Raw genomic sequence first — 11,552 nt, forward strand, 5'->3', positions numbered from 1 at the left:
CCACAGGCCATTTAGGCGTCTGGTAAAAATACTAACTGCTGGAACAACCGATAACGGTTCAGTGGAGCGCTTTCCAAGTGAATTGTTATCGAGTTGTTGGATTCGGTTAGTTCAAGTCATCCAATACAAGATCAGCAATGACATCCAGGCGTGAGAAATCCAGACGCACGTCTGCCTTCTGACGTAACGCAGGCTTAGCGTTAAAGGCGATACCGAGTCCCGCTGCGCAGACCATGTCGAGATCGTTGGCCCCGTCTCCGGCAGCGATGGTCGCGTTCAACGGAATCTGGTGTTCTTCTGACCATGAACGAAGTTTTGTTTCTTTCATCGCACGGTCAACAATTTCTCCGTGAACCGTACCGTCAAGCACACCGTCGGTAATGCCTAGCGTGTTAGCCAGTGCATGATCTAGGTTGAGGGTCTTGGCCAGAGGGTCGAGGATTTGTTGGAAGCCGCCGGAAACTACGGCGACTTTATGCCCGGCGGCATGGAATCGGCGAACCAACGATGGTGCGCCGTCCGAGAAGATGATTCGTTCCCCGACTTCCGCGAGAACCGAATCTGGTAAGTCTTTGAGGGTTGCCACACGTTGGATGAGTGACTGGGCAAAGTCCAATTCGCCGCGCATGGCCGCTTCAGTTACTGCGGCCACTTCTTTTTCACGGCCCGCATGTGCAGCTAACAGTTCGATAACTTCTTGCTTAATCAGCGTGGAGTCCACATCCATGAGCAATAACAGTTGAGGTGCCAAGGTGATTTCTTCTGGAACGACCGCCACGCACACATCAGAGTAGTTGAGAATCCCGGAGTCGACGTAACGATCAATGAACTCGGTTGCCAGCAACTGGAGTTCTTCACGCGTACCGTTTTGCAGCTCGACCTTAGCGACCAGACGCTCTTCACTGGTTTTGACTGTCAGTTCCAGCACCTCAGGGATTAGTCGTTCTGAGACTGCTAGGTCAAGCAGGGAAAGAAACTGTTCGCGAGGAAACGAAGGACGGGAGACAAAAACCAATGATGAAGCCATACAACCATTTTTCAATGATTCAGCTATTGCGACCAAACATGACGGCCGGAACCAGAGAAAAATCAGCGGATTACAGGTGATTCAATTAGTGAAATAGCAACGAAAAGTCTAGGCTTGACTACCATGAGCGAAGTGCTAACTTTCAAAGATGTCAGCGTGGTGCGCGGGCGAAAAGAACTGCTCAAGGACGTGTCCTGGGAAGTTAAAGAAGGACAGCGGTGGATTGTTGTTGGACCGAACGGTGCCGGCAAATCTACCTTGATGAATATTGCGGCCACTCGGTTGCACCCCACCCGTGGTACCGCCGATATTCTTGGCGAACGCTTAGGACGAGTTTCTGTTTTTGATCTACGTCCACTGATTGGTTTGAGCTCGGCATTGGTTGCCAACTCAATCCCAGCCAACGAAAACGCATTGAATGTGGTTTTGACCGCGGCGTACGGCATGACCGGCCGCTGGCGTGAGAAGTACGAAAAACTTGATGAGCGCCGTGCTTTCCGTTTGCTTCATGAATGGGGTATGTCTACCTTCATGAACCAACCCTTTGGCAAGCTGTCCGAGGGTGAACGCAAACGCGTGCTTATCGCGCGAGCATTGATGACTGATCCAGAACTCTTGATTCTGGATGAGCCAGCTGCAGGACTTGATCTTGCTGGCCGAGAAGAACTTGTCGCTCAGATGGCTGAATTGGCTGCAGACGAAGACGCTCCAGCGCTCGTTCTGGTGACGCATCACCTCGAAGAAGTTCCAGCTGGTTTCACTCACATTCTGATGATGCGTGATGGACAGGTTGTTGCAGCTGGCGACATTGATTCCACGCTCACCGAGGAAAACCTCGAGCTGACCTACGGGATGAAGTTGAAGCTTCGCCGCGAAGGTGGGCGTTACTCGGCATTCGCCGGCGCGTAATTAAACGAACTAGAGGAGAAGCTTCTACGTGGTTGAGTTTTGGCGTGAAGCCCTCATCTTCATTGGTGGCCTGTGGGCCGGAACGATCAACACCGTTGTCGGTTCCGGCACACTGGTCACCTTTCCGATTCTTGTTGCCCTAGGTACTGCGCCGGTCAATGCGGTGGTTTCTAATGCCATGGGCTTGGTTGCCGGTGGATTCTCCGGCGCCTGGGGTTACCGCCGCGAGGCGGCAAGCGTCAAAAAGACTCTATTCAAGCTGATTCCGGTTTCACTGATCGGTGGCTTGATTGGTTCACTTTTACTCCTTAATCTTCCGGAGTCCGTTTTTGGCGTGGTCGCGCCAGTTCTGTTGATCTGTGCGTTGATTTTGGTCATCTTCCAGCCAAAGCTGTCTGCTTGGGCCAAGACCCGTCAAGCAGCCCGGGGTGGTACGGATCCCGATGGGGCAGACCGTGCCAAGGTTCCGGCCATCCTTTACATCTGTGTATTTGCTATTGGCGTCTACGGCGGATATTTCACGGCCGCTCAGGGCATTTTGCTGATGGCAGTCTTTGGTGTTTTCCTGCAGGCTTCTTTGCAACAGTCCAACGCGATTAAGGTCATCCTGTCACTGATCGTGAATCTCGTGGCAGCGGTGATGTATCTGATCATTGCGCCAGAACGTATCCATTGGCTCATCGTGCTATTGATCGCCTTGGGCTCACTCATTGGTGGGTTTATTGGTGCGAAACTTGGACGCAAACTTTCCCCAGGCTGGTTACGTGGAATCATCGTTGTTCTAGGTACTATCGCCCTGGTTAACATGCTCTTGAAGTTGGTTTAGTCAGTGGGTGAAATTCTCAATCCCGAGCGAATCTTGCACGTGGAAGATCTTCAAGATTCACGTCTTGATGAGTATCTCAGGCTTTCGGAAGCGCATCTGCGGATGCGCACCGATGTTGAAAACGGTCTCTATATTGCTGAAAGTACCAAGGTAGTTCAGCGTGCTATCAATGCCGGGCATGTGCCTCGTAGCTTCCTGCTGGCTGAAAAGCATCTAGGGCAGCTGACCGAAGAATTTAATCGTTTTCCGACGGCTCCCATTTTTGTTGGTGATGACCGACAGCTTGAAGATCTTGTTGGGTTCCATTTGCACCGCGGTGCCATGGCTGCCATGAATCGTCCAGAACCATTGGACCTCAACAACGTTCTGGAAAACAGCTCGCGGATTGCGATTCTTGAAGACATAGCGGATCACACGAACTTGGGCGCCATCATTCGTTCGGCATCCGGGCTCGGCATTGATGCTGTATTACTGACTCCGAAGTGCGTCGATCCTTGGTACCGCCGAAGTGCGCGTGTATCCATGGGAACGGTTTTTGATCTTCCGTGGGTCCGGTTGGAAAGCTGGCCCGATGACATGGCTAAGCTCAAAGATCATGGCTATGAACTCTTGGCGATGGAACTGACCGACGATGCTGTGGCACTGAATGAAGTACAAATTAATCCAGGCCAGAAAATTGCCATGATCTTAGGCAACGAAGGCAGGGGAGTAACCCAGGAAGCATTGGATACCGTAGACCGCACGGTCATCATTCCGATGCATAGGGAAGTGGATTCACTGAACGTCGGTGCTGCTAGCGCTATTGCCTTCTGGCATCTGTGTTCCGCCCCACGTTAAACTGGTTCTCTTCTGCGGTAAATATGCGATAGGATGTAATGTCTGTGTGTTGCAGGTTCTTCACCGAACGTTGTACTACATGGCGAATTTCCGAGTAGGTAGCTGCTGGCAAAATCCAGTGGCCATAAACATGAAGGTGTATAGCTATGAAGGCTGATATCCATCCAAATTACGCCGCTGTGGTTTTCAACGACCTGGCTTCCGGCGAAAAGATCCTGACCCGTTCGACCGCAACTTCGGACAAGACCATCGAGTGGGAAGACGGCAACACTTACCCAGTGATTGACGTTGAAATCTCGGCTGCTTCGCACCCGTTCTACACCGGTAAGCAGCGCATCATGGACACCGCCGGTCGTGTCGAGCGCTTCAACGCCCGCTTCAAGGGCTTCGGCGGCAAGAAGTAATACTTCGCCCCTCGCAAGCTTTATGTGGCGTGTTTCCAGATTTCTGGAAACGCGCCACTGCTGCTTTAACAGCTTTCTTGAGCAGGACGCTGTGCAGTTCATGGCCACCAGACACGGCGATAGAATAAGAACATGATGCATCATGGTGAGTACAAGGTTGTCGGTGGAAAATTAGTCGTCGTTGATCTGGAATCAAATGACGGAACGATCACGGATGTATCACTGAATGGTGATTTTTTCTTAGAACCGGATGAGGCTTTAGAAGACCTCAATGAGGCGGTACGCGGTCTGCACACAGATGCCAGCCACAGCACCATTCGAGATGCTGTGACCAGCAATTTGCGCGAAGGCGCGGTGATGTTTGGTTTTGATGCCGACGCTGTCGCTCGTGTGGTGCGCCGTGCCCTGGGGCATGCAACCAAATGGGAAGATCACGAGTGGGAAATTCTCGGACCGGAAATCATTCCCATTACTGAACAAGTTGCCCTAGATGAGGTGCTTACTCGTCAAATTGCTAAGGGTCAGCGCAAACCAACCATTCGGTTCTGGGACTGGAACGAGGGCGCAGTAGTTATCGGGTCCTTCCAGTCACTGAAAAATGAAGTCGACATGGAACAGGCCGATGAATATGGTATTCAAGTAGTCCGTCGAATTTCCGGTGGTGGCGCCATGTTCATGGAAGCTGGCAACTGCATCACCTATTCACTGTATGCACCCGAATCCCTGGTGGATGGCATGAGCTTTGCAGATTCCTACCCATTCCTAGACGCATGGGTGATGGAAGCACTAGCGAATATCGGTCTCAAAGCTCACTACAAGCCACTCAACGACATCGCCACAGAAGCTGGGAAGATCGGCGGAGCCGCCCAAAAACGACTCGCTAACGGGGCAATGCTTCATCACGTCACGATGAGCTACGACATCGATGCTCAGAAAATGACCCAAGTCCTGCGCATTGGACGAGAGAAGATTTCAGACAAGGGAATCACTTCCGCGGTCAAGCGCGTCGATCCTCTAAAGTCTCAGACGGATCTTGGACGTATGGAGATCATCAACGTCATGATGGATACGTTTGCCCAACGTACTGGTGCCCAGCCGGCACAACTCGACGAAGAGACCCGCCAAACAGCTCGTGAACTGGCCGAAACTAAATTTGCTACGGATGAATGGACTGCTCGCGTTCCGTAGACGCGAATAACCGTTTAAACCAGTGAGTCTGCACAATGCAAGAACCATTGTGCAGACTCACTGGTTTAAAGGTCTGCTTACCGGCTGGTACGACTAAAAGCCTGTGCATTCAGCGAACGTTCTAGTTCGTCCCGCTCCTCCAAGAGAATTCGCTTCAGGGCGGTCGGTGCTTGAGCATTCTCCTCCAGCCAGGCACTAGCTGCAGCCAAGGCTTGGTTCTGCTCGATGGAACCGTCCAAGTCTTGATGGCCCGGGTAGAGCCCCTCGATGACACGTGTCGAAAACTCCATGCTCATGGTTTCAAAAACCGGGAGGATGGCAGCCCAGAACCGCGGTTCAAAAGGGGCCAACAAGGACGACGAACCCATGGCGAAGCCTAGCGCCGTGGCCGAGAGCGCATCATTGGATAGCTCGCCCTTCTCATCACGCGCCATCAGCACGGTGTCGAAGGCGTTTTCCTTCACCTCAGGAATGGGGCGAGCTGCTAAAGCAGTTCGCACAGCATTAAGCGCAATACTTGTTGGATTCTGCTTGGCAGCCTCGTGCATCTTGGTTTCGGCCTCGGTATCGAGCTTGCCAGCTGCGGCTAGAGCGATATAGGAGTTCCACAGCAGTTGTTCATCGACCGTGACTTGGTATTCGTTGGGTTGCTGACCAAGGAACGCCTCGATGACCTCACCGGCGACACCGGCTCTGGCCAAACGAGTCAAGGTGCGTGCAGTGGTGGTTTGCTGATCACTTCCTGGCTCAAATTTGGTCAGCCAACCGGTGAGCACGTCGGCTGCACTGGAACGTAACTCTGCACGCAATTCCGGTGCGACGTACTTGGAGATGGAGGTCACCAGTTGATCGGTCAGGACACCAAATACTCCCGCATCCGTCACGGTGTGTGCATGGGCGAGTAAGGCTTCGACGTAGCTTTGTGCATCCAACGTCGCCGAGCGAACTGCGTCCCACAACGAAGCCCAGCAGGTCGCGCGAGGCAAGGAATCGGATAAGCCGGAGAGGTTTTCCAACAACGTGGTACGTGACATCGGATCAAATTCAATCAGTGCATAGGTCTCATCGCCATCATTGGGAAGAATAAGATCCGGGACCTTATGCCCCACCAAGAAATCAAGTGCCACGGACTCTGTCACGAGTTCTACCTGGGATGATCCAGTGCGTACGAGCTGACCGTCACGCAAAGTGTAGGCCCCAACGCTGAGCACATGAGGACGCACAATAGGCTGCCCGGTCACAGGATCAGTACCGAACTGCGATAGCTGGGCTTGGGTGATGATGCCCTGGTCATCGGTGCTGTAGGTAACCTTGAGCTTTGGGACACCGCTGGTTTTCAACCAGGCATCGGCCCATTGACGCATGTCTCGTCCACTAGCGGTTTCCAACGCCTGCAAGAAGTCTTCCAGAGACGTGTTGGAATAGGCGTGCTTGCGGAAGTAGGAACGTGCAGCATCGCGGAATGCGTCCGCTCCGACGAAGGCTGCGAGCTGTTTGAGTACGCTGGCGCCCTTGGCGTAAGTAATGCCGTCGAAGTTTTGATCTGCGGCGAGCAGATCAGGAATGTCTGCAACAATTGGATGTGTGGTGGGCATCTGGTCTGCGACATAAGCCCAGGCTTTTCGGCGGGCAGCAAAGGTTGTCCACGCGGTGGTGAAGTCCGTGGCTTCATCGTTGGCCAGGGTGCCAATGTAGTCGGCGAAAGATTCTTTGAGCCACAGATCATCCCACCACTTCATGGTGACCAGATCGCCGAACCACATATGCGCCATCTCGTGCATGAGGGTGTTGCCGCGTTGCTCGTACTGGCCTTCGGTGGCGTGAGAGGTAAACACATAGCGTTCAGTGAAGGTCACTAGCCCTGGGTTTTCCATGGCGCCGAGGTTGTATTCGGGAACGAAGGCCGAATCATACTTGCCCCATGGGTAGGGGTAGTCGAAGAGTTCGTGGAAGTAATTCAGTCCGCGGCTGGTGAGGTCCAGAATTTCTGGGCCGTCAAAGTGCTCGGCCAACGAAGCACGGCAGGTCGCGGCAAGTTCAATAACAAGCTGTTCACCGTCCGGTAGTTCTTGAATATGCTCGCCACGTTCCACATGATAAGGACCGGCCAGGACCGCGGTGATGTAACTGGAGATTGGTGGGGTGGGGGAGCAAGTTACCGTTTTTGTGCCATTGTCGTGGAAGACTTCGTCCACGATTGGCTGATTGCTGGCCAAGTGCCAGCCCGAGGGGCCGGTGAGGGTGAAGCGGTAGCTGGTTTTGAGGTCCGGTTGTTCAAAGCAGGCGAAAACACGTCGTGCCTCTGAAGGTTCGAACTGGGTGTAGAGATAGGTCTCGCCATCTTGTGGGTCAACAAAGCGGTGTAGTCCTTCGCCAGAGCGAGAGTACAGGGCATGGCCGGTGACCGTGACGGTGTTCGGTGCATCAGTGAGCAGGTTATCGAGGTAGATCCGTGAGTCGAGGACCGCGGCTGATAGGTCAATGGCGGTGCCATTGACCAATACTTCTTCTACGGATTCGTGGATGAAGTCGATGAAGGTCTCGGTGCATGCGGATGAAAAATTCAGCGTCGTCACCGAGGTGTAGCTGGTCGCAGAGAATTGCGTGGCATTGGTCAGATCAAGCTGGACTTCTGCAGAGTGCCAGGTGATATTTTCGGCGCGCCAAGCCGCTTCATCGCGTCTTAGATTTTCATTTGGTGCATAACGTTCTAGAGTGTCCACCATCCCAGCTTAGCTGTGAAATGAATGTTTGAGACCTGCGAAGGCGAACTAATTTGCTTTCGCGTCATGCTCCAACCGACGCTTCTCCAATAGTGCGCGGATCCCTTGGAAGTGCTCAGAAATCAATTTACGTGCCGTGTCGACGTCGCGATCTTTAACGGCATTAAGGATGTCTCGGTGATCCTGTGCAGTTTTTACAGGGTGGGTGACGGCTAGATCTGGATCGATAGCTGAATAAATGGTGCGGTAAACATCCCAGAAGACCCCGAGAAGGTTCGTCAATAATTGGTTGTCCAACGGTTCAAAGAGGATCCGGTGGAAGGCCTTGTCTTCCTCGACAAAGGTCTCATTGCGGGCTGCCCGCTCTTCCATCGCTACGACGACTTTTTCCAAGGCTTCTAGGTGCTCTTCGGTGACTGCACGGATGGCAAGTCCAATGAGTCCGGTTTCTAGAGCTTGGCGCACATCGACCAGTTCGGTAGCTTCGTGACCGTGATGACGCAGCGACATCTGTCCACGGAATGCTAGCGATTCATGCAGGGCATTGAGGTTCTCTTTGGCAACGAACATTCCAAAGCCGTGACGGGTATCAACGATCCCTAAGGCCTGAAGTACCTTGACCGCTTCGCGTAGAGAATTGCGTCCGACCCCGAGTTCCGCCATCAGTTCTTGTTCTGTAGGCAGGGGATCGCCAGGTAGTAGACCACGTTCGAGAATCAATGACGTGATGTCGTTGGTGAGGGCGTGAAGCCTAGCGCGGGCGTCTGAGCGGCGGGTGGGTAGGGTGCTCAAGGGAACCTCCGATTTCCTTAGCGACAAATTATTTTTGTGAGCCAGTTGACCATATGGTGTGTTGCCTATTACAGTCTAAACCATAGATAGGACATCCTACGTCCTACAATATACGTTTTTACCCTTGGAGGTGGCACCGATGGCTCTAAAAGAAGTAGCCAATAAGCCCTTTGCACGCCGTAATTTCCTGAAGATCACCGGAATGGTCGGCGCAGCAGCAGCGTTTTCTGCCAGCTTGTCGGCATGTTCTTCGGACTCATCAACCACCGGAGGCAGCACTGGCGCTGGAACCGGCACCATTGAGGCCGGCATTTCCTACGCACTGTCCACCGGATTTGATCCTATGACTTCTTCCGGTGCGACCCCCTATGCAGCGAACATGCATATCTTCGAAGGACTCGTAGACCTTCACCCAGCAACTCGTGAGCCATACCTGGCCCTAGCAGCCGCTGAACCAAAACAGGTCGATGACACCACCTGGGAAGTTGAACTTCGTGAGGGCGCAAAATTCCACAACGGAGAGGCCGTCACTGTCAAGGATGTGGTCTACTCCTTCGAGCGTGTACTCGATACCAAGAATGCGTCCCTGTTCGCACAGTTCATCCCATTCATCAAGTCGGTCAAGGCTAAGGGCGATAACGCTGTTACCTTTACCCTGAACTACGCCTTCCCACTGTTCGCCACACGAATTTCCGTGGTGAAGATCGTTCCACAGGCACTGGCATCCAAGGATCAGGCTGGATTCGATGCTTCTCCAATCGGTTCCGGCCCTTACAAGTTCGTCTCGGCCACCAAGGATGACAAGATCGTCTTTGAGAAGTTCGAAGACTACAACGGTAAGTACCCAGCCGCTGCCAGCGGAATGACCTGGTACCTACTTTCCGATGCGGCAGCACGCGTGACCGCGATGGAATCCGGCCGTGTACAGGCTATCGAAGATGTTCCATACCTGGACATGGACCGCCTGGAATCCAAGGCAACCGTCAAGACTGCGGACTCCTTCGGCTTGCTGTTCTTGATGTTCAACTGCTCGCAGAAGCCTTTTAATGATCCGAAGGTACGCCAGGCATTGCACTACGCCTTGGATACCGACTCCATCATTAACACCGCACTCTTGGGCAATGCGAAGGCTGCAACTTCCTACGTACAGGAAAGCCACCCTCAGTACATCAAGGCAGGCACCGTCTACACCCACGATGCCGATAAGGCAGCAGCCCTGCTGAAAGAAGCCGGCGTTGACTCCCTTGAATTTGAACTGCTGACCACCGACACCTCGTGGGTCAAGGACATTGCCCCACTGCTTCTGGAATCGTGGAACAAGCTTCCAGGGGTCAAGGTCACCATGAAGAACCTGCAGTCCGGAGCGTTGTACACCGATAACGTCGACAGCGGAAAGTTCACCGTTGTTGCAGCCCCCGGTGACCCATCGGTCTTCGGCAATGACCTTGATCTGCTGATGAGCTGGTTCTACCGTGGCGATGTTTGGCCTAAGACCCGATTCCGCTGGAATGACACCGCCGAGTACAAGGAACTGCAAAAGCAGCTTGACGCAGCGGTGAAAACCGAAGACGAGAACAAGGCCATGGAAGCCTGGGGCAAGGCAATCAACATCGTGGCAGAGCAAGCGCCACTGTACCCAATCCTGCACCGCAAGTTGCCTTCGGCTTGGGACGAAAATGCGTTGGATGGCTTCCAGCCATTGCCAACCACCGGATTGTCCTTCGTGGGCGTAGGGCGCAAAGCCTAACCGTGGTTAGTTTCCGGTTCGCACCAATAGCTCATTGGTGCGAACCGGAGAACACCGATACTTTAATCTGCATGCTTCGAACTGCACATTCTGAACAGCACATTTTGAACTGCACACTTCGATAATCAACGGAGTTAATTCATGGGGAATTTCCTCAACTTACTCTTACGCCGCTTGGCCGCACTGCCCGTGATGATCTTGGGCATCTCGGCCATGGTCTTCATCATCATGAAACTCGCTCCCGGTGATGAAGCTACCAATGCACTGGGCGAAAGCGCCTCAGAAGCGGCCAAAGAAGCCTACCGCGCAGAACGCGGACTGAATGATCCGTTGATCATCCAGTACTTCAAATTTATTGGTCAGCTGATTCGCCTGGACTTCGGTGTCACCACACCACCAGCCCAATCAGTCTCCGAAATGATCAGCAAGGCGTTCCCACTGACCTTGCAACTAACCTTCCTCGGAGTGATCATTGCCGTCATTATTTCCCTCGCATTCGGCCTGCTCGGCGCGCTCTACCGCGACAAGTGGCCCGACCAAATCGTCCGCATCTTCTCCATCGCCGCCATTGCAACACCATCCTTCTGGCTGGGTATCTTGCTGATTCAGTGGTTTGCACTGGGCAGCAACCCAATCTTCCCCTCCGGCGGTGCAGCACCGGCCGGCTCGGGGCTTGGCAGCTGGTTCATGCACATGTTGCTTCCTGCCTTGGCATTGGCCATCCCGGTATCCGCTTCACTGACTCGCGTGGTGCGTACCTCGATGGTAGAAGAACTGGACCGCGACTATGTTCGAACCGCTATCGGCAACGGCGTGCCACGTGGTGAAGTCATTTCACGCAACGTCCTGCGTAACGCCCTAGTCACCCCGGTGACGGTTTTGGGTCTGCGCATCGGCTACCTGCTCGGCGGCGCCGTGGTGATCGAAATGATCTTCTCACTGCCTGGCATGGGCCAGCTGATCATGAATGGCATCACCAATAAGGACACCAGCCTGGTTCAGGGCGTGACCTTGACTATCGCGATGACCTTCGTTCTGGTGAACATCGTTGTCGACCTGCTCTACTTGCTGATCAACCCACGTATTAGGACGGTGTAGC

General features: G+C 53.5%; 10 protein-coding genes. 7 read left to right on the top strand and 3 right to left on the bottom strand.

All coding sequences use genetic code 11. The annotated features are described in order from the left end of the window. Positions 1-106: 106 nt before the first annotated feature. Positions 107-1,027, bottom strand: a complete 921-nt coding sequence (gene serB / locus QMQ05_RS07795) for a phosphoserine phosphatase SerB (protein ID WP_345474402.1) — start codon at positions 1,025-1,027, stop codon at positions 107-109. Positions 1,028-1,150: 123 nt separating this feature from the next. Between serB and QMQ05_RS07800 the strand changes: the two genes are divergently transcribed. From QMQ05_RS07800 to QMQ05_RS07820, 5 genes are all read left to right on the top strand, one after another. Beyond that, entirely contained in the window at positions 1,151-1,936 is a 786-nt protein-coding gene (locus QMQ05_RS07800) for an ABC transporter ATP-binding protein (RefSeq protein ID WP_345474404.1), read from the top strand. A 28-nt stretch (positions 1,937-1,964) separates the two neighbouring features. Continuing rightward, positions 1,965-2,762, top strand: a complete 798-nt coding sequence (locus QMQ05_RS07805) for a sulfite exporter TauE/SafE family protein (RefSeq protein ID WP_345474406.1) — start codon at positions 1,965-1,967, stop codon at positions 2,760-2,762. A 3-nt stretch (positions 2,763-2,765) separates the two neighbouring features. Continuing rightward, positions 2,766-3,599, top strand: a complete 834-nt coding sequence (locus tag QMQ05_RS07810) for a TrmH family RNA methyltransferase (protein WP_345474408.1) — start codon at positions 2,766-2,768, stop codon at positions 3,597-3,599. Between the two features lie 146 nt (positions 3,600-3,745). Beyond that, positions 3,746-4,003, top strand: coding sequence for a type B 50S ribosomal protein L31 (locus tag QMQ05_RS07815; RefSeq protein WP_022875076.1), 258 nt, complete (start codon positions 3,746-3,748; stop codon positions 4,001-4,003). A 132-nt stretch (positions 4,004-4,135) separates the two neighbouring features. Further along, positions 4,136-5,191 (top strand): lipoate--protein ligase family protein, encoded by a 1,056-nt coding sequence (locus tag QMQ05_RS07820; RefSeq protein ID WP_345474411.1) that lies wholly within the window; start codon positions 4,136-4,138, stop codon positions 5,189-5,191. Between the two features lie 77 nt (positions 5,192-5,268). Here the strand turns inward: QMQ05_RS07820 and pepN are convergent, their stop codons facing one another. Next, on the bottom strand, positions 5,269-7,917 hold the full coding sequence (gene pepN / locus QMQ05_RS07825; protein WP_345474412.1) for an aminopeptidase N: 2,649 nt from the start codon (positions 7,915-7,917) through the stop codon (positions 5,269-5,271). A gap of 45 nt (positions 7,918-7,962) precedes the next feature. Beyond that, the gene (locus tag QMQ05_RS07830) at positions 7,963-8,706 is read right to left on the bottom strand and encodes a FadR/GntR family transcriptional regulator (RefSeq protein ID WP_345474414.1); all 744 of its coding nucleotides are present in this window, start codon (positions 8,704-8,706) and stop codon (positions 7,963-7,965) included. A gap of 139 nt (positions 8,707-8,845) precedes the next feature. Here QMQ05_RS07830 and QMQ05_RS07835 point away from each other — a divergent pair, with 139 nt between their 5' ends. Both QMQ05_RS07835 and QMQ05_RS07840 read left to right on the top strand, forming a co-directional pair. Continuing rightward, the gene (locus QMQ05_RS07835; protein WP_345474416.1) at positions 8,846-10,453 is read left to right on the top strand and encodes an ABC transporter substrate-binding protein; all 1,608 of its coding nucleotides are present in this window, start codon (positions 8,846-8,848) and stop codon (positions 10,451-10,453) included. 141 nt (positions 10,454-10,594) lie between these two features. Then, on the top strand, positions 10,595-11,551 hold the full coding sequence (locus QMQ05_RS07840) for an ABC transporter permease (protein WP_345474419.1): 957 nt from the start codon (positions 10,595-10,597) through the stop codon (positions 11,549-11,551). The last annotated feature ends 1 nt before the right edge of the window (position 11,552 follow it).

The organism is Glutamicibacter sp. B1, assembly GCF_039602135.1.
GTDB lineage: Bacteria > Actinomycetota > Actinomycetes > Actinomycetales > Micrococcaceae > Glutamicibacter > Glutamicibacter ectropisis.